Source organism: Rhizorhabdus sp. GW822-FHT03C02 (genome assembly GCF_058801765.1).
Window position 1 is genome coordinate 19640 of the sequence record NZ_JBXANN010000007.1, and the last position, 25471, is coordinate 45110.

Below are 25471 nucleotides of genomic sequence, written 5' to 3' on the forward strand. Positions count from 1 at the left end.
CCACCGTTCCAAGACATTTGACGCCCGGCGTCGGCATCTCATGCGAAAATAGCCAGCACCCCGGTCTTGGGATCATGCCGGGAGTGCCGCAACGGCCGGATTCGGAAGCGAAAGCACAGACACGGCCCGTATCAAACCCGCACCCCGTACCGCCCCCTCCTTACTCCCCCGCCATCAACCGCACCGGCCCGATCAGCCCCGACCACCGCAGCGGCGCGTCGGGCCGGTAGGTCGGCGCCGCGGTGAAGGTGATCCTGGTCGCCCCCGGCTGCTGGTCGCCGATCAGGCGGTTGACCCAGAGATTGGCGACGCGGACCTCGAGATCGTTGGTGCTGCGCCTGACCAGCTTGCCGATGTCGATCCGATAGGGCGCGAACCAGCCGGTGCCGGCGGGCTGGCCGTTGACGCGTATCTCGGCGACGTCGCCGACCTGCCCCAGATCGATCCACAGCGCCTGCCCCGGCTTCACCGCCTTCGGCAGGCTGAAGCGGGTGGTGTAGGTCGCGATGCCCGAGAAATAGCGTATTCCCGCATCGGCACTGCGCTCGAGCGGTGCGAGCGCCGGCAGCACCGTGCCCGCCGGCGCGCCGCGCCCGGGCTGGAACGCGACGGTCCATGGCGCATCGAGCGTCGCCACCGGGTGCAGTTGCGGCGCCTGCACGATGGCCGACGTCGCCGTTGCCGGCTTGCGGAAGACCACGAAGAAGGCGTCCTCAGGGCCGGCCTCGATCGGGATCACGGTCTCGCCGCCCTCGATCCGGTAGGAGACCGGTTCGGCGGCGCCGGTCATCGCCCGCCAGATCTCGGGCTGGCGGCCGGTGACGCGGAAGCGCGCCTCGATCCGCTCGGCGCGCGGCCGGCGGTTGTTGACATAATAGACGTCGCCATCGTCGAGCTTGCGGTGGACGAACAGATAATCGCTGTCGGGTTGCGGCCCGGCGACGCTGACATCGGGACCGATCCCGGCCGCGGCGAGCGCGGTTTCGGGGGCGCGGCTGGCGACCACCCTGCCCTGCCCGAGCTGGGTCACCGGCTTACCCGACCAGAGCCGCGCGACCAGCGCGCGGAAGCCGGCGGGATCGTCGGCGAGGCTGGGCGAACCCTCGGGCGCCATGCCGATCACCAGCGCGCCCCGTTCGACGAGTTTCGCGACCGCCTGCAAGGTCGCCATCGTCATCCGGCGGCTGTTGGGGCCGAGATAGAGCGCCTTGTAGCGCGCGCCGCCCACCGCGACGAGTTCGCCGCCGTCGACCGACAGCCGGTGCGCGAGGACATCGGCGTCGACGAAGTCATAAGCATAGCGGGTCGGCAGGTCAGCCGGCGGCGCCGCGGCGAACAAAGCGGTCAGCGGGCTGTCCTCGCCGGCGAAATAAGCGAGATCGGCCTGGTTGCGGCCCTGCTGGAGCAGGAAGCTGCTGCGCGCCATATAGTCGACCCAGGGCTTCGCCATCTCGGCCCAGCTGTCGTGCCGGTTGAAATATTGGCCGAAGATCATCAGCGACAGCCCGGGCACCTTGTCGTCGACCGGCTGGTGGACCGAGGTGTGGATCACCGGCCGGTTGATGCCATAAGCGAATTCGAGGTCAACCACCCGCTTGAGGTCGGCCGGCGCAAACGCCCAGGGCGAGAACATCGACGTCATCGATTCCGCCGCGACGATGTTCTGGCCATAGATATGCGCGACCGAGGCCGCGCCCTTCATGTCGCCGAGCAGGGTCGTGCGCGGCTTGCCGTCGCGGCCGAAGGTCCACAACGCCGCCATCGGCACATCGGTGTTGCGGCGCATCGCCATGTCGTCGCCAAGCACCGGGCGCTTGTCCTCGAGCGCCTCGCCATAGAGTTTCAGGCCATGTTCGTGCGCGACCGCGGCAACGGTGCCATAATGCGCCTCGGCGAGCAGGTCGGCGAGGGTCTGGCGGAAATCGGCGAGGAAGGCGTCGCTCTTCGCCGCCGATCCGATCACCGCGCCGGTCAGCGCCGGCAGCCAGGGGCGCGGATCATAGCCGCGGCGCTTGGTGAAGGCCGCGATCATGTCCGGGGTCCAGTTGGACGGGCCGACCTCGATACTGTCGGTCAGCAGCGCCCTGATCCCGCGCGCGCCCATCCAGTCCTGGCCGACGATGTCCCGGTACTGGCCGAGATAGGTTTCGAGATAGCGGCGCACCGCGCCGGCATCATATTTGTCGACCTCGAGCCCGGTCGCCTCGGCGGTCGCCGGATGGTTGGTCTTGCCGGTCAGCGACATCCCCATCCGCACGATGCGCCAGTCGCTGCCTTTGGGCGGGGTCCAGTCGAGGGTGCCGTCGGCGCGCAGCCGCCCGGTCAGGTCGACGACCTTCGACGGATCGACCGCCGGGACGTCGGCCGCCCCCTCCCCGAGCGCGCGATAATCGAGCGCGACCGCGAAACCCGCCTTTTCCTCGAAATGGTCGACCCGCGGCTCGGCCGACAGCCGCAGGTCGCCGATCGTCAGCGCCGCGGCATCGCTTTTGGGGAAGATGTCCATGCTGAGCGCACCGGGGGCGAAATCGCCGAGCGCCGGCATGCCGGCATCGGGATTGGCGGCGAAGACGATGCGGAAACGGCGTGCGGTGACCGGCGCGAAGCCGATCGTCGTCGGCACCGTGGCGAGGGTCAGCGCGCCGATCGTCTGCCAGCGCCCGTCCTGCTCGGCCTCGAGCACCGGCCGGAACGCCGGCTCGCCGAACGGCGGGCGGGCCCGCGGCACGAACAGGGTCGCCGATCGGACGGTCACCGCCCGGCCATAATCGAGCAGCAGCGACGGGTGGCCGTCCGCGCCGATCGGCAGCTTCGATCCGGTCTCGAGGCTGGCATCGGTCGCCGCCGCGGCATCGATCGGCGCGCCGTCGGCGGTGAACAGCTTCGGCGCGGGAAGCGGCTGGCGGGCGATCGGAAAAGCGAGCAGCGCGACATCGGCATAATAGGTCGGCGCCCTGGCCTCGGCGGGGACGGCCTGCAGCGGGTCGAACAGCCCGGCCGACTGGAAGGCGCCGGTCACCTCGGGCGGGCGGGCGATCGGGCCGCCGATCGGCCGGCCGCCCGCGACATCGGTCTGCGACCAGACCAGCTTCTTCATCGCGTCGGCGGGGGTGACCCAGGGGCCGCCGGTCTCGCTCCACCCCGGCGAGGCGGCGATCGCGAATTCGAGGCCCTTGGCGTCGGCGATCTGCACCGCGTGGCGGAACGCATCCTTCCACGGATCGGTCATATAGACCAGCCGTTCGGGCACGATCTGCGGGGTCATCAGATTGGCGTCGAAATTCTGCACCCCGCCGATGCCGACCCGCGCCATCCAGTCGAGATCCTTGTCGATCCCGTCCTTAGTGACATTGCCGTTGAGCCAGTGCCACCACACCCGCGGACGCGCCGACTGCGGCGGATTGGCGAAACCGTCGGCGAGACCGTCCGCCCGGACCGGGCCGGTCAGCGCGATCGTCGAGGCGCACAGCCCCAGCAGGATGCGATGGCGACGGGTCATGCGATCACTTCCCGCCGGCGGCGGCGGCCCCGCGGTTCAGCCAGCCATGCATGGTCAGCCAGGCGAGGAATTCGGGCATCACCTGGGTGGTGGTGGTGCCGGGCCGGCCGATGCCGAAACCATGGTCGCCGCGCTCATAGGCGTGCAGCTCGACCGGGCGCCGCGCCTTGCGCCAATCCTCGACGATCGCGAAGCCCTGGCGCGCGAACAGCCCGTCGTCCATCGCGATCGCCGCGAACATCGGCGGCGCATCCTTGGGCACCGCGACCGACAGCATCGGGCCATAGACATAGCCGATGAAGTCGGGCCGTTCGCCGGCCTTGCCCTCCAGCGTCGCGCGCAGCGTCGTCATCGCCCCGGCCGAAAAGCCGATCATGCCGACCCGCGCCGGATCGATCCCGAAACGGCCGGCCCCGGCGCGCACCAGCGCGAGCGCCTTCAGCGCATCGGCGGTCGCGCGCGGTTCCTTGATGTCGGACGCCTGGTCGCTCTGCATCGCCGCGCCCATCCGCGCGCCGAGCGCCGCCTGGAAGCCCGGAATGTCGCGCGGGGTCTGGTTGAGCCGATATTTGAGCACGAAGGCGGCGACCCCGTGCGCGGCCAGCCAGTTGGCGATGTCATGGCCCTCGCCGTCCATCGACAGCGACATGAAGGCGCCGCCGGGGGCGACGATCACCGCCGCGCCAGTCGCGATCTTCGGATCGGGAAGATGCGGGGTGATCGTCGGGCTGACCACGTTGCGGACCGCGCGGTTGTCGATCGCATTGCCGTTGATCGTTCCCGAGATACGCGACCATTGCTCGCCGGCAGCCGCCGGCGGCTGGTCGGGATAGAGCGCGATCGCGTTCGGATCGGCGGGGGCGGCGATATCGTCCATCCGGATCTGCGGCGGCTGGGCGAGCAGCGGAGCGGTCATCATCGACGTCAGCGCGAGCGCGAGCAGCAAGGGCTTCATGACGGGAGTCTCCTGAGAACGAGAAAGGTGATGATCGCCCCGAGCAGGCCGCCATAGGCGACCTTGGCGAGGAGCGCGGGAAGCCAGGCAACGACCGGCACGACCGCCGGAACCAGCAGCGCGAGCAGGCCGCCGAACGCCAACCCGCCGACCGCGAAGGCGAGCGCGCGGGCGACGATCGCGGGGCGACCGGGCAGCCCCGGCCGCCCGGCCGCCTCGCGCACCGCGATCAGCGCGGGGACCAGCGCGCTCATCAGCGCGACGATCGCGCTCTGCGGCAGGAAGTCGAGCGCCAGCCGGTCGGGTGCGCCCCAGCTCAGCGGACGCGGCGACAGGCCGAAGACGAGCAGGAAGAAACCCGCGCTCAGCGCCGCGTTGATCGCCAGACTGGTGAGCACATGCCGGCGCATGTCAGACGGCATTGGCCTGCGCGATCGCCGCATAGACCGCGGCGCTCGGCTTGGCGGTGCGCGCGAAGGTCACCGGATCGAAGCTGTGCAGCCCGAACTTGACCTTGTAGCCGAAGATCCACTCGAAATTGTCGACCAGCGACCAGTGGCAATAGCCGATCACCGGCACGCCTTCGTCGATCGCCCCCTTGAGATGAGTCAGCGCCTCGGGGATGAACTTCGCGCGGATGCTGTCTTCGGTGGTGCCGACGCCATGTTCGCTGACCAGGATCGGCACGCCGGTCGCCTGATGGGCGTAGCGCACCGCCCCCGCCAGCGACGGCGCATAGACCTCGGCCCCCGAATAGTTGACGGTGGCGCCCGCCGGGGCCGGCAGTTTGCCCTTGTCGCTCCACATGTTGCGCTCGTAATTCTGGACGCCCATGAAGTCGTCGCCGCGCGCGGTCTGCAGCCACTCGCCGTACAATTCCTTGCGCTTGGCGTCGCGCAGGCTGTTCCTGCCGACCGCCTGATCGTCGAACATCGACAGCGAGAAACCGACGGGCAGGTCGCCGCGCACCGCCTTGATCGCCGCCCGCGCCGACTTGTGCGCGGCGATCAGCAGCGGCTGCATCACCTCGATATCCTCGAAATTGGCGGCGTTGAGCGCGGTGAACTTGGGGGTGCCCGACAATCGCGCCGCCTCGGCGAGCGAGGCACGCTGCAGTTCGATGATCTGCGGCGGCAGGATGATCGCGCGCAGCACGCACAATATGTTGGGCTCGTTGAAGGTGATCGCATGGCTGATGCCGTCGGCGAGATGGCGCGCGGCAACGTCGCAGAAGCGGGTGAACAGCGCCGGGGCTTCGGGGTTGGTCCAGCCGCCGCGCGCGGCGAACCAGCGCGGCGCGGTGAAATGGTTGAAGGTGACCACCGGCGCCAGCCCCTGCTCGTGGCAGGCCGCGATCATCCGCTTGTAATGATCGAGCATCGCCACCGAGAACTGGCCGGGCTCGGGCTCGATCCGCGCCCATTCTATCGAGAAGCGATAGGCGTTGAGGTTCAGCTTCCTGGCGGCCGCGATGTCCTGCGGCCACAGCTCGAGGCTGTTGGCGGCGTCGCGCGATGGCTCCATGAAGATCGACGGCTTGATATTCTCGAGGAACCAGCAGTCGCTGTTGACATTATTGCCCTCGACCTGATGCCCCGCGGTCGCAGCGCCCCACAGGAAGCCCTTGGGAAAATTGCGGTTTCCAGCTTTGGGCAAGGCGCCCAGCGCGGGGGCGGCGGCAAGGGCTGCCCCTGCCGCGATCAGCATGCGACGGTCGATCATCTTAGTCCTCTCAAGCCGTGACGTGACGCACGAAATCGACGATCTCGTCGGCTAGGCGTCGGTCGCCGGTGCCAAGATGCATCGTCATCGAATAATGATTGTGGCCGGGCAGGATCGTCGACCGCGGCATGGTGCCGTGGCGCGCGAGCCGATCCTGCATCAGCGCGAGAAACTCCGCCTGGAAACGCGGCGGATCATATTGGGCGCAGGCCACGAACAGCGGCAGCGGCGTCGATGCCACCGCCTCCAGCGGCATGCGATCGGGATAGAGCGCGGCCTCTCCATAATAGAGCATGTCGCGGTCATCGAGCGGGGTATAGCCATAGAGACCCGACAGCAGGATCGCGCCGCGGACCGCCAGGCCCTCGCCCGCCAGCTTCAGCGCGCCGGCGACATGCACCGCCCCCGCCGAGGTGCCGACCAGGACGATGCGGCCAGGATCGCCGCCCTGTCCGGCGATATGATCGCGCAGCCAGCCGACCGCCGCCACGACGTCCTCGGCCCCCGCCGGCCACATATGATCGGGGGCGAGGCGATAGGTGATGACGACCCCGACGAACCCCGCCTGCGCCGCCATCCATCCGACATTGGCGTTGGGCCAATGCCCGGCCCCGCCCTTGTCGCCCTTGAGGAAGCCCCCGCCATGGACGAAGACCAGCACCGGCGCCCCGGCGGCCTGCGCCGGGGCATAGATGTCGAGCCGCCGGCGCGGATCGGCGCCATAAGCGAGGTCGGCCGCGGTCGCCGGCATCGCCTGCTGCCGCTGGGCCTCGTCATAGAGCGCACGGACCGCGTCGAGGACCTTTGGCCCCAGCACCTGGCCCATGGCGGCGACGGCTGCGCGTTGGTTGGGCACGTCGTCGGCCGCCATGCTCTTCTCCTGTCGGTTCGGCGTCAGAACTTGGCGTCGAGGCTCAGGCCGACCTGGCGGAAGGACTGCGGACCATAGATCGCGCCGATATTGTCGGTGCCGTTATAGGGGAAGTCGCTCTGGTAGAGCGACGGCTCATGGACGTTGAACAGGTTGCGCGCGAACAGCGCCACCGTGAAGCGATCGTCGTCGGTGCGAACCCCGATCCGGCCGCCGACCAGCCAGTGCGGCCGGAAGGTGGTCTCGCTGCGCGAGTTCGCCTCGTAGCGGATGCGCGATTTCCAGATCGTATCGGCGGCGACGAAGCTCTTGAAGCGATCGGTGATCGGAACCTCATATTCGCCCGACAGGGTGAACTTGTATTTGGGGGCATAAGCGAGCTGGGTGCCGCCGATATTGGTGCCGTCGGTGCCGAGGAAGCCGTTCGGGTAGGTCGCCTTGGCGAAGATGAAGCCGGTGTTGAGCGACAGCCCGTCGAACACCCGGCCGAAGAAGTTGATCTCGGCGCCGCGCGACTTCACCCCATCGATGTTGGTCTGAACGCAGGAGATGACCGCGGTCGCGTCGACCGTGCACTGCTGCGCCTGGAAGTCCTTGATCTTCTGGTAGAAGACGTTGACGTCGGCGACCCAGCCACCGAACAGGGTCGTCTTCAGTCCGGCCTCATAGGCGGTCGGGATCTCGGGGCGAACGACATAGGGCAGCAGCGGCAGCGACGGGGTCGCGATCTGGCCGCCCTTGAAGCCGCGCGAGGCGGTGGCATAGACCATCGTCCCGCGAACGATGTCATATTGCGCGCCGAACCGGTAGGAGATCTTGTCGCTGTTGAGCACCTGATTGTTGATCGGGTTGGTCGGCAGGTCGAAATTATAGCGGTCGAGCGAGAGCCGCGCGCCGGTATAGCGGCCACCGACGATCAGCCGCAGCTTGGGGCTCAGGTGGAAGGTCCCCTGCCCGAACGCCGACAGGGACTCGTCGACGATGCTGTCGTCGGCGCCGAGCGAACGGACGATCGGGATCCGGATGCCGGGCGCCGGGATCAGGGTGACGCTGAGCGTCTCGGGCTGACGGGTCTGCTTCTGGTGCGAATAGAAGACGCCGAGCGTATATTCGAGGAACTGGTCCGACGGCGAGCTGATCCGGAATTCCTGGGTGAACAGCCGGAGGTTGCGATGGACGTCGCCGTTCGCGACCTGGAGTTCGAGCGGATCGGCCCGGAACACATTGCCCGCCGAACCCGCGCCACGCTCGGTCGCGCCGCGATAGGCGGTGATCGAGGTCAGGGTGAATGGATCGGCCGCATAATCGACCTGGAACGAGCCGCCATAATTCTGGCTGCGGCCGACCTGGGTCTGCGCCGTGCAATAATCGCGATTGCCCTCGCCCGAGGTCACCCCGCAGCTTGCGAGCCGCGCGGTGATCCCGACCGGATCGAAGCCCGCGCCGCCGAGGAACGGCCCCGGCCCCGCGGTCTTGACGAAGGTGAAGAAGTCGCCGCCGCCGGTGGTGCGGGTCTTGGTATAGTCGCCGATCAGGTTGAAGGTGAGATCGTCGGTCGCCTCCCACAACAGCCGCGCGCGGCCGCCATAGCGGTTGGTGTCGTTATATTTGCCGGTGGTCGCGTTGCGGTTGACGCCCTGGCGCAGATTGGTGATCCCCGAGACGCGGATCGCGGCATTGGGGGCGAGCGGTACGTTGACGACGCCCTGTACGACCTGGTTGCCGAACTTCGATCCGGCGGTGCCCGCGTCGGACAATTCGGTGCGGACCCGCGCCGACAGGCGGCTGGGATCGGGGGCATTGGTGGTGATGTTGATCACGCCGGCCGAGGTGGTCAGGCCGAACAAGGTGCCCTGCGGGCCCTTGAGCACCTCGATCCGGGCTACGTCGAACAGGTCGCCGATGCTGGCATTGCCCTGGCTGACCTGGTCGACGACGACCCCGACCGAAGCGACCGCGCCCGCCGAGAAGGTCTGGGTGCCGATACCGCGGATCGCGCCGCCGCCGCCGGTGTTCTGCCCCGGCGCCGACTGGATCTCGAGCGAGGGGGCGATCCGGTTGAGATCGTTGACGGTGTTGACCTGCTGGCGCTCGAGCTGCGCCTGGCTGGCGACGGTGATAGAGATCGGCACCTCGGTCACGCGCTCGGCCTTGCGCTGCGCGGTGACGATGATCTCGGCATCGCCGCTGCCGGCGTCGGTCGCGGTGTCCGCGGCGGCCGGGGTTTCGGCGGTCTGGGCCAGCACCGGCGCCGACAGGGCGACCAGGCTGACGCCGGCAAGCACGACACGGGCTGTGGTGATCGGTTTCATGGGGATTCCTCTCCTAAGACATATTGTTTTTTTGGATCGATCAGACTTCGTCGATGATCCGGTTGGTAAGCGTACCGATGACCCCGATCTCGACCTCGACCTTGTCGCCGGCGGCCATGTAGAGCGGGGGATTGCGCTTGTCGCCGACGCCGCCCGGGGTGCCGGTGGCGATGACGTCGCCGGCCACGAGCGGGGTGAAGGCGGAGACATATTCGATGATGAACGGGATATCCCAGATCATGTCGGCGATCGGCTGATCCTGGACGGTCTCGCCGTTGAGACGGGTGACGACATGGAGCGCGCCGAGATCGCCGATCTCGTCGGGGGTCACCAGCGCCGGGCCGAAGGCGCCGGTCCCGGGAAAGTTCTTGCCGGGGGTGAACTGGATATTGTGGCGCTGCCAGTCGCGCGCCGAGGCGTCGTTGAACAGGCTGTAGCCGGCGATATGGTCGAACGCATCGGCGCGGGCGATCTTGTGACCGGCCTTGCCGATCACGATCGCCAGTTCGCCCTCATAGTCGAAACGCTCGGTAACCGACGGGCGCACCAGCGGCTGGCCGTCGGCGACCAGCGTATCGGCAAAACGGGTGAAGATCGCCGGATAGCTCGCCTCGGCCCGGCCGGTCTCCTTGCGGTGGTTCTCGTAATTGAGGCCGACGCACAGGATCTTGGCGGGATCGGGGATCACCGGCAGCAGCACGATGTCGGCGAGTTCGTGGCGCGCGCCATCCGCGAGCGTCGCGAGCGGCCCCGAGGCGATCGCGTGCTTGAGCGACTGCGGCCCGCCTTCGCCGGCGAGGTCGACGACCTGTCCGCCCTCGAGCCGGCCGAAGCTGGCGGTACCGTCGGGACGACGAAAGCTCACATAACGCATGTCATTGATCCTCTTGCAGGGCGCCGAGCGGTTCGGCCTGCCAGTCGCGGCGATGGCGAAAGCGTTCCTCGGCGCGGCGAAGTCCGTCGAAATCCTTGTCGGACATGCCCCACTGGTCGATCCGGCCCGGCGGCCAGGTCCAGTCCTCGGGCGCGCCGACACGGTAGTCGTCGGCGACCTTCTCGACCGCGGTCGAAAATTCGACGACCGCGCCGAACGGGGCGATGAAATAGGCGAAGATGTTGGCGCCCGGGCCGTGACGCCCCGGCCCCCAGGCGGGGACCAGCTGATGATCGCGCAGCCGGCCGATCCCGCGCATCACCGCGTCGCTGTCCTCCATCTCGAAGGCGATATGGTTGAGCGAGGCGAAGCCGGCGCGGGCGAAGGCGGTGCTGTGGTGCGAGTTGTTGCAGCGGACGAACACCATCGCCTTGGTCCGGTCGGAGACGCGGAAACCCAGCGCCTGCTCGGCCATCGTCGCGGTCGCCTCGGCATCGGCGGCGTTGAACACGACATGGGTGAGCTTGACCGGCAGGTCGCGCCCCGCGATCGGATCGACCTCCCCGGCATCGGCGAGGAAACGCAATATCTCGCCCTCGGGCAGTTCGACGAGAATGCCCGCGCCGCCGCCGGGATCGTCCGACGTCACCGGCCGCGCCGCCAGCCCCGCGCGCTCGACCGTCGCCGACAGCGCGGCAAGTTCGTCGGCCGCGCCGACGAAGGTCGTGCTGCGCACGAACGGCTCGGCCGATTCCTCGATCGCGACCAGATAGGGAAAGGGTCCCGATCCGCGCAGATAATAGGTGCCGCCGCGGACCTCGGCGGGGGCCATTCCCCAGATGTCGGTCATGAACGCCGCCGCGGCGGCGGCGTCGGGCATCGCCAGTTCGATGCTGCGCAATCTCATTGCTTGTCTCCATGCTTCAATCCGGCCGCGACGATCCCGGCGAAGGCGCAGGCCTCGTCGACATCGGCGGTGTCGCCGCTGACCCCGACCGCGCCGATCAGCCGCCCCGCACCGTCGCGGATCAGCACCCCGCCCGGCGACAGCGCGAGCTGGCCGCCGGTCACCGCGACCACGCTCTGGAAGAAGGCCGGATTGTTCGCCGACCGCGCGGTGATCGCGCGGGTGTCGGCGCCCATGCCGAGCGCGCCGGTCGCCTTGGCGCAGGCGATGTCGAAGCGGAACAGGCTGGCGCCATCCTCGCGGGCGAACGCCACGATATGCGCGCCGGCATCGAGCAGGATCAGCGCGAGCGGCTGCGCACCGACACTGCGGCCATGAGCGAGCCCCGCGTCGAGGATGGTCCGCGCCTGGTCGAGGGTCAGCGTCATGCCGCCACCTCCCGGGCGTCGGCGCGACCGGCGATCAGCGCGTCGCGCAGCGTCACCAGTCCGGCGCCGTCGCCTCGCGCCGTGCCGAACACATAATGGTCGGGCCGCACCAGCACCGCATCGGCGCCGCGCGCATCGAGCCAGGCCTGAAGCGCGCCATCATCGTCGATCGTGGCGATGTCGACGACGCGGACATCGTCGGCGACGCCCGCGCCGGGCCTCCGAACGAACAGCCGCCAGCCGTCGCCGACGACCGCGTCGAGCGGCACCTGGCCGTCGGCGGTCCGCACCCGCGGCTGGACGAACCGCTCGCCCGCGGCGGCGGTACCCGGCGCGATGATCCCGGTCGATAGCGCCGGGATCAGGTCGGCGGCGGTGCGATGGCCGGTCGCCTGCATCTCGGCGCGCATCCTGATATCGCGCTGCCCGGCCGCCTCAGGATCGAGCAGGCAGATATAGCGCCCCGCCCCGATCGCGGCGCTGATGACGCCGCGGACATGTGGATCGCGCTCGGGCTGATAGGTTTCGAGCAGGCTTTCCGGCGCGCCACCGCGCAGCACCCGTTCGAGCTTCCACGCCAGATTGGCGACATCGCGAAAGCCGTGGCACATGCCCTGGCCGAAAAAGGGCGGGGTCTGGTGGGCGGCATCGCCGGCCAGGAAAACCCCGCCCTCGGCCCAGCGTCGCGCGACCAGCCCATGGAAGCGGTAGGTCGCCGCGCGCACGATATGGTGCGGCACCCCCTGGAGATAGGGTGCGACCAGCGCCGCCACCGCGGCCGGTTCGGTCATCGCCTCGTCGTCCTCGCCGGGCAGCAGCATGAATTCCCAGCGGCGATGATTGCCGCGCCCGGGGACGATCGTCGTCGGCCGGCGGGGGTCGCACATCATCACCGACAATTTCTGCAGGTCGGCCTCCGCCGGCACCCCCGACAGCGCGGGGAAGCGCACCGGCCCGTCGACCTCGACGTCGACGACCAGCCAGGGCTCCTCGAAATCGAGATCCTCGAGCGCGATGTCGAGCGCCTTGCGCACCGCGCTGCGCGCGCCGTCGCAGGCGATCATGTAGCGGGCACGCTCCTGGCGCGCACACCCGTCGGTCACCAGGTGCAGTGTCACCACACCATCGGCCTGGTCGAGCCCGGTGAAGGCGGTTCCGAGCTGCACCGTGACATTGGGAAAGCGCGCGAGCGCCTCGCGGAGATGATCCTCGAGCTCGGGCTGGTAGAAGAAATAGTCGTTCGACCAGCTATACGGCCGCGGCCGGCCGATCGTTCCCATATAGCGGATCACGCCATGATCGGCGCCGATATGGAGATGGCCCTCGGTGTCGCGCATGTCGCCGGCGACCCGGTCGATCACCCCCGCCGACTGGAACAGCCGCATCATCTCATGGTCGAGATGGACCGCGCGCGGCAACGGATAAGGCTGCGCCTCCTGCTCGACGACCAGGACCGAAAGGCCGGCCTGCCCCAGGAAATTGGCCGCAAGGGCTCCCACCGGACCGCATCCGATGATCGCGACGTCGAAAATCTGGGACATGGTTCAGGCGATGACCAGGCTGGCCGCGGGCGCCTTGTGCAATCGGCCGCCCTGCATGATCATCGCGATCCGCCCCGGATCCTGGAGGATCGCGACGTCCGCGGTCGGATCGCCGTCGACCAGCAGCAGGTCGGCGAGATAGCCCTCGCGCACCAGGCCGAGCTCATGGCCGCGCCCCATCATCTGCCCGCCGAGCATCGTCGCCGCGCTCAACGCCTCGGCCGGGCTGTAGCCGAACAGGTCGACGAAATGCTGGAGGTCGCGGGCGTTGCGGCCATTGGGGTTGAACGGAAAGCCATAGTCGCCGCCCGGCAGCACCCGCACCCCGCGCCGGCGCAGCTCGGGGATCATTTCGCGGGTCAGCGCGAGCACCGGCTTGGCGCTTTCCTTCATCCCGCTCATGTCGATATGCGGTGGCGGGGTCGCCTCGAGCGTCGCGACGATGATGCCGATCGCGGGCGCGACGAAAATCTCGTCCTTGTGCGCCTCGAGCATCGCCAGCGCCTCGGCATCGGCATAGCTGCAATGGTAGAGCACCCGCACCCCGTGGCGCAGGCCGAGCTTGATCGCCTCGGCGGCCTGGGTGTGTGCCGCGAGCCACAGGCCGTGGCGCCGCGCGCCGACATCGGCGGCCTGGAGTTCGTCCTCTTCATAGAGGATATGCTGCGAACTGCCGGGCAGCAGCGCATCCTCGCCCGAGATCAGCAGCTTGACCGATTCGACGCCGAGCGCGGCGCATTTGTCGACGAAGGCCGAGATCGCCGCCGGTCCGCGGCCATGGTCGACATCGCCGGTCTCGACGCCTTCGCCGCCCTCGGGGCTGCGCTCGATCGTCGAGGCGACGAGGCGCGGGCCCGGGGTCTTGCCGCTCTCGATCTCGGCCTTGAGATCGACCTCGATCTCCTCGGCGAGCGCGCCGGCCGAATAAGCGCTGGTGAAGCCATGGTCGAGCAGCACCCGGGCATTGCGCCAGGTCGCCACCCGCATCTCGTCGGGCGGCAGGACCAGCGTGTGGTAGATCTTCTCGACCGACGACGGCCAGGACAGATGCGCATGCGCCTCGACCATGCCGGGCATCAGCGTCCGGCCGACCCCATCGATCACGTCATCGGCCTCGATGTCGGAAAAGCCGTCGGTCGCGTCGGTGATCGCGGCGATGTGATCATCCTCGATCAGCACCGATCCGGGGCGGAGCGCGGCACCGCTGCCGTCGAAGATCCGCACATTCTTGATGATCCGCCGCATCGCGACCTCTCCTGCCCGCTTTGTTCTGGGGCGGTTATGAGCGCGAATGAATCTAAAGAAAAATAATGATTTTTCGGTACGTCATAGCTTGAAGCTATGGATAAGCGCCTCCATCAGCTCGGTCGCCAGCTTCGACAGCCGCGCGCCCTTGAGCGTGCGCACGCCGATGCTGCGACCGAACGCGGCATCGGTGATCGGTATCGCACGCAGCACGCCGATCGACAGCTCGGCGGCGGCCACCCGGGTCGGCAGGATCGTCACCCGCGCGGTCGCCCGCAGGATCGCCTTGGTGGTCAGCAGCGAATCGCAACGGATCACGTCCTGCGGCAGCTGGACGTCGGCGGCCATGAACAGCGCGTCGACCTGGCGGCGAAAGGCGCCGCGCGCCTCGGGCATCAGCCAGCGCAGATGCATGATGTCCTTGAGCGAGATCCGGCTCGGCAGATGATCGTTCTGGCGCCCGACGATCAGCGCGAACGGATCGCGCGAGAAGGTCGTCTCCTCGATCCCCTCGGGGGGCTCCTCGATCCCGGTGGTGACGAAGGCCAGTTCGATCTCGCCGCGCTGAAGCATCGCCGCCAGTTCGCTGTCGGGGCTTTCGCGGACATACATCGCGAAGCGGCCATTGCGCGCCTCGAGCCGCTTGACCGCCTCGGGCAGCAGGCTGACCAGAGCGCCGGGGGTGCCGCCGATCCGCAGCGGCCCGCCGATCCCGCTGCGGGTCAGCGCCACCTCCTCCTCGGCATCGCCCAGCAGCGCGTCCATCGCCTCGGCGCGGCGCAGCAGCGCCTGCCCCTCGGGGGTGAGCACGATCCCCGAGCGCGACCGTTCGAACAGCAACACCCCGGTCGCCGCTTCGAGCTGGGCGATCGCGTTCGACACCGATGGCTGCGAGATGTTGAGCAGCCGCGCGCCGCCGCTGATCGAATTGGCGCGGCAGACCGCGAGGAAGGTCCGCAAAGCTCTCGGGTCGATCACCCTCTATCCTCTTCCCGACGCATCATGCCCCAAGCATAGCGAGGACGGTCGGGCGCGCGCAATTCTCCTCAGCCGGCGACCGCTTCCGCCTCATGGTCGGGATAGGCGCCCATCGCCAGGAACAGCAGCGAGGCGGCAATGCAGGCCGGGATCACCGCCCACAGGAAGATGTCGTAGCTGCGGGTGGCGTCGTAGATGGCGTTGGCGATCATCGGCGCGAGGCCGTTGGCGAACAGCAGCAGGCCGTTGATCGCCCCGAACAGCGTGCCGAAGCTGCGCAGCCCGAAATGGCGCGCGGCGAGATAGGCGCAGGCATCGACCTCGGTCCCCGCCGACAGGCCGAAGATCAGGCTGGCGGCGATCGCGGCGCGCATCGACCCGGGAAAGGCGAGCAGCAGCAGCACCGAGATCACCGGGATCAGCACGCTCGCCGCCGCGATCCGGTTCGCGGCGATCCGGTCGAGCAGCAGCCCGCCGCCGAGCCGCCCGACCAGCGAGCCTATGCCGATCAGCCCCGCCACCCCGGCGGCCGCCTGCGCGGTCAGCCCCTGCCCCATCAGCACCGGCACTGCATTGGTGGTGAGCGCGCACAGCGCCAGCGAATAGACGATCACCGCCGCCGCCAGCTTGAGGAAGGCCGGCGACGCCAGCCCCGCGCGCACGGTGAAGCCGGACAGCAGAGGCGCCGCCGCCGCCCGTCCATCGGCCGCGGGGGCGCGCCGGATGTCGAGCGGGGTGCGGAACAGCAGCCAGGCCGGCGGGAACACCAGCATCGCATAGATCAGCGCCAGCCCGACATAGGCGCCGCGCCAGCCATAGGCCTGGACCAGGCCGTTGGTCAGCAACGGGGTGAGCATCGCGCACAGGCTGGTGCCGCACAGGGTCAGCGCCAGCGCGAAGCCACGGTTGGCGACGAACAGGCTGGTGACCGCCGCAGTCCACACCGTCGGGATCACGAACATCGCCGAGACCGCGAGCAACGCCCACAGCCCGAGCCAGGACAGGATGTTCGACGTCGCCAGCGACAGCGATGCGAGCATCGTGCAGAAGAACAGGATACCGATCAGCCCGATCCGGCGCGGACCGAACCGGTCGACCCCGCGTCCGATCAACGGCGCCCCGATCAAGGCGGTCATCGCGACGATCAGCGGACCGGTCGAGATCTCGGCGCGGCTCCAGCCGAACTCGCGTTCGAGCGGACCGATCATCACCCCGAGCGAATAGCCATGGACCGCGCATAGCATGATCCCCGCCAGGCAGGGCACCAGCACCGTCCAGTGCTGCCGCCACTCGCTCGCGCCGCGCGCGCTGCTGCCATGCATGTTCCTCTCCCGCTTGTCTTGTCGGAACAGTGATGATCGCTTTGGATCGGCATGACCAGAGGGCGGTGAGAATTATTTGCACCTTTGGTACAAATATCGTCACCCCAGCGAAGGCTGGGGTCCATGGCTGGTGCGTCAGGCGGTAAGGCCGGGTTATGCGCCACGTAGAGCGCCATCGCCCGGCCCCAAATGGCAGCATATGAGGCGATAGCCATGGGCCCCAGCCTTCGCTGGGGCGACGGCAAAATCAAACAACCTCACGCCGCCAGCAGTGCATCCGCCGGACCAAAAAACTCGTAATGGATCCGCTCCCCGGGCACACCCGCCGCCGCCAGCCCGCCGACCAGCGCGCGCAGGAAGGGTTTCGGACCGCACAGATAGAAATCGGCATCGTCGACCGGAACGTTGGCGCGCAGCCAGGCGATGTCGATCATCCCGTCGACATCATGGGTGATGCCGGCGGCGTCGGCGGGTTCGGGATCGCTGTAGAAGACCGTGAGCGACATGTGCCCGTGGCGATCGGCGACCGCCCGGACATCGGCGTGGAGCGCATGGGTGGCGCTGTTCATCGTGCCATGGACATAATGGGTCTCGAGCCCCGGATGCGCGGCGGCGATCTGCTCGGCGATGCTGACCATCGGCGTCAGCCCGACCCCGCCCGACAGCAGCACCACCGCGCGCTCGGGCGCGTCGGGCAGGAAGAAATCGCCCGCCGGCGGGGTCAGCATGATCCGGTCGCCGACCTGGACATGGTCGTGGAGCCAGTTCGATCCCTCGCCGTTCGGCTCGCGCTTCACCGAGATCCGATAGGCGCGCTCGTTCGGGCCGTTGGAGATGCTGTAGTTGCGCTTGAGCGGCGGCAGACCGCGGCGTTCGAACTGCAGCGTCAGATATTGGCCGGGCTTGTGGCGGATCACCGGCCCGCCATCCGCAGGCCGCAGCACGAACGAGGTGATGATGCGGCTCTCGTCGGTGCGGCTCTCGACCACGAAGGGACGCCAGCCATGCCAGCCGCCGGCGGTGGCTTCGATGTCGGCGCGGATGATCGTCTCGCGCCCCTGGAGAATGTCGGCGAGGAACCAATAGGCCTCGCCCCAGGCGGCGAGGATTTCCGGGGTCGCGGCCGCGCCGAGCACCTCGGCGATCGCCCCGAGCAGCGCATCGGCGACGAACGGATAATGTTCGGGCAGGATATGATAGCCGATATGCTTCTGCGCGATCCGCTCGACCACCGGCCCGAGCACCGCGAGATTGTCGATGTTGCGGGCATAGCCGAGGATCGCCGCGGCCAGCGCGTTGACCTGCGCCCCGCCCTCGCCCTGGTTGCTGTGGTTGAACAGCGCGCGGATCCGCGCATCCTCGAACAGGCGGGTATACATGGCGGCGGTGATCGCCGCGCCATGTTCGGCGAGCGCGGGCACGGTGGCCTTGACGCACGCGATCGTCTCCGCGGACAGCGGATTGCTCATCGTCATTCTCCTTGGGAAGCGGCGCTCGGCCGCGGGGGGATCAGGGGTTCAGGATCGGGGGATGATCGTAGAAATCGACCCGCATCCGCATCGCGCCGATCGGTTCGACATGGTGAAGCTCTTCCGGATCGAGCCGGCCCGGCGTGCCGGGGTCGAGGATCGCGGTGCGGCCGTCGGCCTCGAAGGTCAGGCGCAATTGCCCATCGAGCACGCGGACCACACCGCAGACCCCCGCTTTGGTCGCATGGGCACGCTGCAGCGCCTTCGGCAGCGACCCTGTCTCGAACACCGGGGTCGACCGATAGGGCACCGACGCCGGCCGCTTTTCGAGCATCGCCCGCCGCCCCTCGGGGGTGCGCAGCTTGAGCGCCAGTTGCAGGCTCTCGGCGATCCGTTCGGCCTTGGCGACCATCGCCGCGGCGGCGGTCGGCACGAGCTGTTCGGCGGTCGCCTGACGCCACAAGGCCAGCCAGCGGTCGAACATCGGCGCGGTGATGCGGTCGGCATGGCGCAGATGTTCACGCATCGGATTGCCCTTATAGCGGCCGCTGGTCAGCATGATCGACGACCAGAAATCGGCGAGCCGCGCCAGATGCGCCGGCCAGTCGCCGACCGAGGCCTCGAACACCGGCCCGAGTTCGGCATCGGCGCGCACCAGCCCGTAAAATCTCTCGAGCAGCGCCGGAAGCGCTGCCTCATCGACGATGTCGTTCACGACTCACCTCAAACATTCATTAAAAATGCATCTATTCCGACACCAGATAAGATGCAAGTATTTTACATGTTAAAGGCGATGCGCTAGAAAGCCGGCATGCGGCTGTCCCGATATACCGATTATGCGATGCGCGTGCTGATCCACCTTGGTGCGCGCGGCGAGCGCCTGTCGTCGATCGCCGAGATCGCACAGGCCTATCACATCTCGCAGAACCATCTGATGAAGGTGGTCCACGATCTCGGCAAGGCGGGCTATGTCGCGACCCAGCGCGGCCGCGGCGGCGGCATCCGGCTCGGCCGCCCGGCCGGCGAGATCAATATCGGCGCGGTGGTGCGCCATACCGAGGAAGGGTTCGACCTGGTCGACTGCGACGGCTGCGTCGTCGCCCCGGCCTGCACCCTGCCCCGCATCCTCAACGAGGCGACCGCCGCCTTCCTTGCGGTGCTCGACAAATATACGCTCGACGACCTGATGGTGCGGCGGCGCGACCTTCAGGCGCTGTTCGGTCCCCCCGAAGCCGCGGTCGCCACCCGCCTATAACCAGGAAGCCGGCCCCGCCCGTTGGGGCGGAGCCGGCTCCGATGGTCGGTTGTCGCCGGGCGAGATCGCCCGGCAATCGTCGGATCAGGCGGCGCGCCAGGCGATCAGCTTGGTCTCGAGGAACTCCTCGATCCCTTCCAGACCCCATTCGCGGCCGATGCCGCTGCTCTTGTAACCGCCGAACGGAATGTCGCCGGCGATGCTCATCCCGCCGTTGACGCTCATCGTGCCGGTGCGGACCTTCTTGGCGATATTCATCGCCCGGTCGAAATCGCCCGACGAGACGCCGCCGCCCAGGCCATAGTCGCTCTCGTTGGCGATGCGGATCGCATCCTCGTCGTCCTCGAACGGGATCACCACCAGCACCGGCCCGAAAATCTCCTCCTGGGCGATGCGCATGTCGTTGGTGACGTCGGCGAAACAGGTCGGCTCGATGAAATAGCCATTGCCCTTGTCGGGCCGCGCCTTGCCGCCGGCGATCAGGGTCGCGCCTTCCTTCTGGCCGAGCTCGATATAGGACATCACCCGCTCCATCTGCCGCTTCGACACGACCGGACCCATGATGTGCTGGGGGTTTTCGAAATCGCCCCAATTGTCGCCGAAGCTGGCATAGCTGTGCTTGAGGATCGCCTTGGCTTCCTCATAGCGGCTCCGCGGCACCAGCAGGCGCGACTGCACCGCGCAGCCCTGCCCCGCGTGGAACACCAGCATCGTCGTCGCGACTTCCATCGCGAAATTGGGGGCGTCGTCGAGCACGATCTTTGCCGACTTGCCGCCGAGTTCGAGGAAGACGCGCTTCAGGGTGGCGGCCCCTTCCTGCATGATCCGCTTGCCGACCCCGGTCGACCCGGTGAAGCTGATCAGGTCGACGCGCGGGTCCTTGACCAGCAGTTCGCCGACCAGCGCCGGATCGTTGCCGAAGATCACGTTGATCACGCCGGCGGGGAAGCCCGCCTCGGCAGCCAGTTCGCCGAAGATCGATCCCATGCCCGGGGTGTTGGGCGCGGGCTTCAGGATCACGGTGCAGCCGGCGAGCAGGGCCGCGACGACCTTGCCGACATTGACGTAGAGCGGGACGTTCCACGGCGTGATCGCCGCGACCACGCCGATCGGCTCGTAGACCGCCTTGCGATGGCTCTCGAAACCATAGCCGGTGCGGGTGCCGTAATCCTTCTCCCACTTCACCTGCGGGAAGACGGCGAGATAATCGTCCCAGCCGTCGAGCGCCATGTCGACATGCGCGCGGCTGACCGCGCCGCAGGCGGCGCCGGCTTCCTGCCGGGCCAGGTCCGACAGCCGCTCGTAATTGGCGCGGAACAGGTCGCGCAGCTTGGTCACCAGCGCGACCCGCTGCTCGACATTGGTCGACCAGTCGGTGGTGTCGAAAGCCGTGCGGGCGGCGACGATCGCGGCGTCGACATCGGCGGCCGAGGCATCGGCGGCCTTGCTGACGGGCTCGCCCGTCCACGGACCGATCACATCATAGGTCTTGCCGCCTTCGGCATCGCGCAGTTGGCCGTCGATGAAGAGCTTGGCGTCGGGAAGGGCTGCCATTTCGTTATCCTGTCCTTGGATTCTAGCTTGGGCTTGGTCCGCAAATGGACATGACCGCGCCGCCTCGGCAAGGGGGGAGCGTATCGCGCGAGCGATGTTAGGGATGGCATCCGGCCAGGCTGATGAAATCGGCCCGCTTCACCCCTCGTCGGGCACCACGACATGGTCGGGCGCCTGCCCCGCAATCCGTCGCGCGTGGATCATCGCATAGCCGCGCTCGAGCGCGCGGGCGAAGCGCGCGCTGTCGAACAGCCTATGGGTCGACCGGTTGGCGGCGAGTCTCGCCCGGATCGCGGCCAGCCTGGCGGGATCGGTCGCCAGCGCGACGATCAGCGCCTCATAGGCCGCGCCGCTGTCGGTGACGAGTTCGGGAAGGTCGAGCGCATGAAGCAGGCTGCCCGCCACCCGGGCGGCAAAGCCCTCGCCGAGCCGGGTGACGACCGGCAGCCCCGCCCATAGCGCATCGCTGGCAGTGGTGTGGGCGTTGCAATGGAACGTATCGAGGAACAGATCGGCATGGCGCTGGCGTGCCAGATGATCGGCGGGCGGCATTCTTTCGGCGAAGACGAGCCGGTCCGGCGCGATCCCCCGCGCCTCCGCTTCGCGTCGCAAATTGGCCTCCGCCCATATATTGTCGCGCAGCAGCCACAGCACGCTGCCCTCGACCCACGCCAGGCAGCGCATCCAGATATCGAACTCCGCGGGCCCGATCTTGTAGTTGTTGTTGAAGCAGCAGAACACGAAACCGGTCGTCGGCAACCCCAGCGCCTCTCGATCGGGCGCATCTGCCGCGATCGGCCTGCCGTCGTCGTTGACCTGATAGGATCCGGGCAGCGCGACGATCTTCTCGCGATAATGATGGCGGCTCGCCTCCGGCACCAGCACCGTGTCGGCGACCAGATAATCGATGAAGCCGGCCCCCATCGATCCGGGATAGCCGAGATAATTGACCTGCAACGGCGCTGCGCGATGCGCGAGGATTCCCGGGCGCGAATCCTGGGTATAGCCCTTGAGGTCGACCGCGATGTCGATCGACAGGTCGCGCGACAGCGCCGCGACCTCCTGATCGCCCATCGCGCGGACGTCGTGGAAATGTTCGACCGCCGCCAGCAGGCGCCGGCGCAAGCCATCGTCGCGGTCGGGACCATAAGAGAAGGCGTGGATTTCGAACCGGTCGCGATCGTGCAGTTCGAACAGCCGCGCCATCAGCAGCATCGTCGCATGGTCGTGGAAATCGGCCGAATAATAGCCGATCCGAATCCGGGGCCCCGCTGCCGGCGCCGGAACGGTGACCGCGGTCAGGCCATGACTGCGCCTCGCCCAGGCCTCGACGCGCAGCAGATCGCGGCGGGGATCGTCCTCGAGCGCCAGCAGACTGAACGGCGCCACCGCGGCGGTCTCGATCCCCAGCGCCGCCAGCGCGATCGGTCCAGTCGCGACCGGCCACAGGCACATATTGGCACGCATGAAGAACAGCCGGCCCGCGGCATCGGCCAGCCCGGGATCGCGGCCCAGCGCCGCCTCATAGGCCGCCGCCGCCTCGTCGAAGCGGCGCTGTTCCTGCAGGACGCTGCCACGGTTGAAATGGCCGACCGCATGTTCCGGGGCGATCGCGATCGCCTGGTCGTGGCTGGCCAGCGCCTCGTCGAGCCGACCGAGCGCCTGCAGCACATTGCCCAGGTTCGACCAGGCATCGACCTGGTCGGGCTTCGCGCCGATCGCCAGCAAATAGCTCTCCGCCGCAGCATCGAGCCGTTTGAGATCGCGCAACGCATTGCCACGGTTGTAATGGGCCTTGTCGAGGGCTGGCCGCAGCATGATCGCGACGTCATAGGCGGCGACCGCCTCGTCGAGCCGGTCGAGATCGTGCAGGATCAGCCCGCGGTTGAGATGGGCATCGGCATGATCGGGCCTGAACCCGATCGCCATGTCGCTGCTCGCCAGCGCTTCGGCCAGCCGCCCGAGGTCGCGCAACGCCGCGCCGCGGTTCGACCAGGCTTCGGCGGAATCGCTGCGCAGCCCGATCGCCCGGTCATAGCTGGCGAGCGCGGCTTGCGGATCGCCGGCGGCAGCGGCGACGGCTCCCGCGAAATTGTGAAGCGCGTCGAGGTCGGGCCGCAGCAGGATCAATATCTCGGCGCGTTCGCGCGCGCGGATGAAGTCGCCTTTACCATAATCCTGCTGCATCAGGCCGACATCGGCGCCGAAGCGCGCCTCGAACGGCGGCGCGTAGATCGCGTGCAGCGCGGCAGCCGCGGCCATGTCCGCGGGGTCGCGGTCGAGCATCGCCACATAGAGCCGCGCGGCCTCGAAATAGGCGCCATTCGCCAGCAGATAGGCGGCTTCTTCGCGCTCCCGCCCGATCGACATGGTCATCGCGCACCCTGCTCCGTTTTCGCGGCGCCAGCCCGCTGGAGAAGCGGGTTTCCGCGGCCTGCCGTCGCCTCGCGACAGCTCTTTTTCGACCTCGTCATTTAGCCCCTAAAGCTCCGCCGGTCGCTGTCGTTAACCCTGATGTAGCTAGGACGCCTACCCATATCGGATTGCGTCACACAAGGGCTTGTTATGACCGTAATCAACACCAACGTCTCGTCGCTTCGCTCCCAAAATGCCAGCCGCCTTGCCGACAAGGCGCTGAGCACGGCCATGGAGCGCCTTTCCAGCGGCAAGCGCATCAACAGCGCGAAGGACGACGCCGCCGGCCTCGCCATCTCCTCGTCGATGACGTCGTCGGTGCGCGGCATGAACGTCGCGATCCGCAACGCCAACGACGGCATCTCGCTCTCGCAGACCGCGGAAGGCGCGCTCGCCGAAGTCGGCAACATGGCGCAGCGCATCCGCGAACTGGCAGTCCAGTCGGCCAACGGCACCTATACCTCGACCGATCGCGCCAATCTGCAAACCGAAGTCACCGCGCTCCAGGCGCAGATGACCGACGTCGTCACCAATTCGAAGTTCAACGGCAACACGCTGTTCAGCGCAGCGTCGACCGCGACGACCTTCGACATCCAGACCGGCATCGACGCCACCAACAGCACGACGACGATCTCGATCGACGGGCTCGACAAGGTCGCCGCGCTCTACGCCACCAGCGTCAAGGTCGACTCCGCCTCGAACGCCCAGTCGACGATCACCGCCGCCGACGCCGCGATCACCCAGGTCTCGAACGCCCGCGCGACGCTCGGTGCGACCCAGAACCGCCTCGACGCCGCGGTCAACGTGCTGACCGCGAACGTCACCAACCTCTCCGAAGCGCGCTCGCGCATCGAGGACGCCGATTTCTCGGTGGAATCGAGCTCGCTCGCCAAATCCCAGATCCTCTCGCAGGCATCGACGGCCATGCTCGCCCAGGCGAACCAGAGCCAGCAGAATGTCATGAGCCTGCTGAGGTAAGCCCTAGATAAGCCCCGGTGTTCCTGGTCCTTTCACCGGGGCTTATCTTTCGATATCCTGATCGGCATCGTCGACGATCCCCCGGGGATCTGACGCCGGTTAACGATCCTTACGGTCGAAAAACCCCCGAAACGCGCATATTTTCGCAAATATGCCGCCGAAGGGCATGATGGTGCGTGTCGAAGCCGTGTTTGGTTAACGGTTTTTACACCAATTAACCCTAAAAATTCATTCGTTCCCCCAAAAGGGGCCGTTGATAGGGACGCCAGCCGAATCACTCGGACGTGTCCCGGAAGGGACCATGATGACCGTAATCAACACGAATATCTCGTCGCTCCGCTCGCAGAATGCGAGCAGGCTGGCGGACAAGGCGATGGGCACCGCGATGGAACGCCTGTCGAGCGGCAAGCGCATCAACAGCGCGAAGGACGACGCCGCCGGCCTCGCCATCTCCGCGTCGATGACCTCGTCGATCCGCGGCATGAACGTCGCGATCCGCAACGCCAATGACGGCATCTCGCTGGCGCAGACCGCTGAAGGCGCGCTCGCCGAAGTCGGCAACATGGCGCAGCGTGTCCGCGAACTGGCTGTCCAGTCGGCCAACGGCACCTACACCTCGTCCGACCGAACCAACATCCAGGCCGAAGTCTCCGCGCTCCAGGCGCAGATGACCGACGTGGTCTCGAACACCAAATTCAACGGCAACACGCTGTTCAGCGCGACCTCGGTGGCGACCACCTTCGGTATCCAGACCGGCATCGACGCCACCAACAGCACGACGACGATCTCGATCGACGGGCTCGACAAGGTTTCGGCGCTCTATACCAGCACGATCAAGGTCGACACCGTCGCCAACGCCCAGTCCGCGATCACCGCCGCCGACGCCGCGGTCACCCAGGTTTCGACCGCCCGTGCGACGCTCGGTGCGACCCAGAACCGTCTCGACGCCGCGGTCAACGTGCTCAACGCGAACGTGACCAACCTGTCCGAAGCGCGCTCGCGCATCGAGGACACGGACTTCTCGGCGGAATCCACGGCGCTCGCCAAGTCGCAGATCCTCTCGCAGGCTTCGACCGCGATGCTCGCCCAGGCGAACCAGAGCCAGCAGAACGTGATGAGCCTCCTGAAATAAGCGGCTATCCTTCC

General features: G+C 67.8%; 20 protein-coding genes. 3 read left to right on the forward strand and 17 right to left on the reverse strand.

The genetic code is table 11. The features are described 5' to 3' along the window. Positions 1-160: 160 nt before the first annotated feature. The 15 genes from AC1RM6_RS17870 to AC1RM6_RS17940 all read right to left on the reverse strand — a co-directional run bounded on the left by AC1RM6_RS17870 (position 161) and on the right by AC1RM6_RS17940 (position 18838). Entirely contained in the window at positions 161-3499 is a 3339-nt protein-coding gene (locus AC1RM6_RS17870; protein WP_493103620.1) for a glycosyl hydrolase, read from the reverse strand. A 4-nt stretch (positions 3500-3503) separates the two neighbouring features. After that, positions 3504-4454: an alpha/beta hydrolase gene (locus tag AC1RM6_RS17875; protein WP_493103622.1), complete on the reverse strand. Its 951-nt coding sequence runs from the start codon at positions 4452-4454 to the stop codon at positions 3504-3506. Next, complete coding sequence (locus tag AC1RM6_RS17880; RefSeq protein ID WP_493103624.1) at positions 4451-4864, reverse strand: hypothetical protein; 414 nt, start codon at positions 4862-4864, stop codon at positions 4451-4453. The genes AC1RM6_RS17875 and AC1RM6_RS17880 overlap by 4 nt, the downstream gene beginning before the upstream one ends. Position 4865: 1 nt before the next feature. Further along, positions 4866-6176 (reverse strand): family 1 glycosylhydrolase, encoded by a 1311-nt coding sequence (locus AC1RM6_RS17885; RefSeq protein ID WP_493103625.1) that lies wholly within the window; start codon positions 6174-6176, stop codon positions 4866-4868. A gap of 10 nt (positions 6177-6186) precedes the next feature. Then, positions 6187-7047, reverse strand: coding sequence for an alpha/beta hydrolase (locus AC1RM6_RS17890; protein WP_493103627.1), 861 nt, complete (start codon positions 7045-7047; stop codon positions 6187-6189). 23 nt (positions 7048-7070) lie between these two features. Then, positions 7071-9359 (reverse strand): TonB-dependent receptor, encoded by a 2289-nt coding sequence (locus AC1RM6_RS17895; RefSeq protein WP_493103629.1) that lies wholly within the window; start codon positions 9357-9359, stop codon positions 7071-7073. A 40-nt stretch (positions 9360-9399) separates the two neighbouring features. Further along, positions 9400-10233: a fumarylacetoacetate hydrolase family protein gene (locus AC1RM6_RS17900; protein ID WP_493103631.1), complete on the reverse strand. Its 834-nt coding sequence runs from the start codon at positions 10231-10233 to the stop codon at positions 9400-9402. A gap of 1 nt (position 10234) precedes the next feature. Further along, positions 10235-11140 (reverse strand): VOC family protein, encoded by a 906-nt coding sequence (locus AC1RM6_RS17905; RefSeq protein ID WP_493103633.1) that lies wholly within the window; start codon positions 11138-11140, stop codon positions 10235-10237. Next, positions 11137-11568 carry a GlcG/HbpS family heme-binding protein gene (locus tag AC1RM6_RS17910; RefSeq protein ID WP_493103634.1) on the reverse strand — a complete coding sequence of 144 codons (432 nt, stop codon included), beginning with the start codon at positions 11566-11568 and terminating at the stop codon, positions 11137-11139. The genes AC1RM6_RS17905 and AC1RM6_RS17910 overlap by 4 nt, the downstream gene beginning before the upstream one ends. After that, positions 11565-13100, reverse strand: a complete 1536-nt coding sequence (locus tag AC1RM6_RS17915) for a bifunctional 3-(3-hydroxy-phenyl)propionate/3-hydroxycinnamic acid hydroxylase (protein WP_493104094.1) — start codon at positions 13098-13100, stop codon at positions 11565-11567. Before AC1RM6_RS17915 ends, AC1RM6_RS17910 begins: the two co-directional genes overlap by 4 nt. A 12-nt stretch (positions 13101-13112) precedes the next feature. Beyond that, positions 13113-14354, reverse strand: a complete 1242-nt coding sequence (locus AC1RM6_RS17920) for an amidohydrolase family protein (RefSeq protein WP_493103636.1) — start codon at positions 14352-14354, stop codon at positions 13113-13115. Positions 14355-14435: 81 nt separating this feature from the next. After that, positions 14436-15332, reverse strand: a complete 897-nt coding sequence (locus AC1RM6_RS17925; RefSeq protein ID WP_493103638.1) for a LysR family transcriptional regulator — start codon at positions 15330-15332, stop codon at positions 14436-14438. A 68-nt stretch (positions 15333-15400) separates the two neighbouring features. Next, positions 15401-16654, reverse strand: a complete 1254-nt coding sequence (locus AC1RM6_RS17930; protein WP_493103641.1) for an MFS transporter — start codon at positions 16652-16654, stop codon at positions 15401-15403. Positions 16655-16911: 257 nt separating this feature from the next. Next, positions 16912-18123 (reverse strand): NO-inducible flavohemoprotein, encoded by a 1212-nt coding sequence (hmpA, locus tag AC1RM6_RS17935; RefSeq protein WP_493103642.1) that lies wholly within the window; start codon positions 18121-18123, stop codon positions 16912-16914. Between the two features lie 40 nt (positions 18124-18163). After that, positions 18164-18838 carry a TehB-like domain-containing protein gene (locus AC1RM6_RS17940; protein WP_493103644.1) on the reverse strand — a complete coding sequence of 225 codons (675 nt, stop codon included), beginning with the start codon at positions 18836-18838 and terminating at the stop codon, positions 18164-18166. 96 nt (positions 18839-18934) lie between these two features. Between AC1RM6_RS17940 and AC1RM6_RS17945 the strand changes: the two genes are divergently transcribed. After that, positions 18935-19378, forward strand: coding sequence for an Rrf2 family transcriptional regulator (locus tag AC1RM6_RS17945; protein ID WP_493103645.1), 444 nt, complete (start codon positions 18935-18937; stop codon positions 19376-19378). 84 nt (positions 19379-19462) lie between these two features. On the opposite strand, the gene AC1RM6_RS17950 is transcribed toward AC1RM6_RS17945, so the two are convergent. Then, positions 19463-20932 (reverse strand): aldehyde dehydrogenase family protein, encoded by a 1470-nt coding sequence (locus AC1RM6_RS17950; protein WP_493103647.1) that lies wholly within the window; start codon positions 20930-20932, stop codon positions 19463-19465. 138 nt (positions 20933-21070) lie between these two features. Then, on the reverse strand, positions 21071-23308 hold the full coding sequence (locus AC1RM6_RS17955) for an O-linked N-acetylglucosamine transferase, SPINDLY family protein (RefSeq protein WP_493103649.1): 2238 nt from the start codon (positions 23306-23308) through the stop codon (positions 21071-21073). A gap of 189 nt (positions 23309-23497) precedes the next feature. Between AC1RM6_RS17955 and AC1RM6_RS17960 the strand changes: the two genes are divergently transcribed. After that, positions 23498-24325 carry a flagellin N-terminal helical domain-containing protein gene (locus AC1RM6_RS17960; protein ID WP_493103651.1) on the forward strand — a complete coding sequence of 276 codons (828 nt, stop codon included), beginning with the start codon at positions 23498-23500 and terminating at the stop codon, positions 24323-24325. 304 nt (positions 24326-24629) lie between these two features. Then, positions 24630-25457, forward strand: coding sequence for a flagellin N-terminal helical domain-containing protein (locus tag AC1RM6_RS17965; RefSeq protein ID WP_493103653.1), 828 nt, complete (start codon positions 24630-24632; stop codon positions 25455-25457). The last annotated feature ends 14 nt before the right edge of the window (positions 25458-25471 follow it).

Coding starts and splice junctions, on each gene's coding strand:
- hmpA (WP_493103642.1), bottom strand. CDS start 18,123: ATGAGCAATCCGCTGTCCGCGGAGACGATCGCGTGCGTCAAGGCCACC.
- AC1RM6_RS17930 (WP_493103641.1), bottom strand. CDS start 16,654: ATGCATGGCAGCAGCGCGCGCGGCGCGAGCGAGTGGCGGCAGCACTGG.
- AC1RM6_RS17950 (WP_493103647.1), bottom strand. CDS start 20,932: ATGGCAGCCCTTCCCGACGCCAAGCTCTTCATCGACGGCCAACTGCGC.
- AC1RM6_RS17880 (WP_493103624.1), bottom strand. CDS start 4,864: ATGCGCCGGCATGTGCTCACCAGTCTGGCGATCAACGCGGCGCTGAGC.
- AC1RM6_RS17895 (WP_493103629.1), bottom strand. CDS start 9,359: ATGAAACCGATCACCACAGCCCGTGTCGTGCTTGCCGGCGTCAGCCTG.
- AC1RM6_RS17945 (WP_493103645.1), top strand. CDS start 18,935: ATGCGGCTGTCCCGATATACCGATTATGCGATGCGCGTGCTGATCCAC.
- AC1RM6_RS17905 (WP_493103633.1), bottom strand. CDS start 11,140: ATGAGATTGCGCAGCATCGAACTGGCGATGCCCGACGCCGCCGCCGCG.
- AC1RM6_RS17955 (WP_493103649.1), bottom strand. CDS start 23,308: ATGACCATGTCGATCGGGCGGGAGCGCGAAGAAGCCGCCTATCTGCTG.
- AC1RM6_RS17960 (WP_493103651.1), top strand. CDS start 23,498: ATGACCGTAATCAACACCAACGTCTCGTCGCTTCGCTCCCAAAATGCC.
- AC1RM6_RS17910 (WP_493103634.1), bottom strand. CDS start 11,568: ATGACGCTGACCCTCGACCAGGCGCGGACCATCCTCGACGCGGGGCTC.
- AC1RM6_RS17920 (WP_493103636.1), bottom strand. CDS start 14,354: ATGCGGCGGATCATCAAGAATGTGCGGATCTTCGACGGCAGCGGTGCC.
- AC1RM6_RS17900 (WP_493103631.1), bottom strand. CDS start 10,233: ATGCGTTATGTGAGCTTTCGTCGTCCCGACGGTACCGCCAGCTTCGGC.
- AC1RM6_RS17885 (WP_493103625.1), bottom strand. CDS start 6,176: ATGATCGACCGTCGCATGCTGATCGCGGCAGGGGCAGCCCTTGCCGCC.
- AC1RM6_RS17875 (WP_493103622.1), bottom strand. CDS start 4,454: ATGAAGCCCTTGCTGCTCGCGCTCGCGCTGACGTCGATGATGACCGCT.
- AC1RM6_RS17890 (WP_493103627.1), bottom strand. CDS start 7,047: ATGGCGGCCGACGACGTGCCCAACCAACGCGCAGCCGTCGCCGCCATG.
- AC1RM6_RS17870 (WP_493103620.1), bottom strand. CDS start 3,499: ATGACCCGTCGCCATCGCATCCTGCTGGGGCTGTGCGCCTCGACGATC.
- AC1RM6_RS17965 (WP_493103653.1), top strand. CDS start 24,630: ATGACCGTAATCAACACGAATATCTCGTCGCTCCGCTCGCAGAATGCG.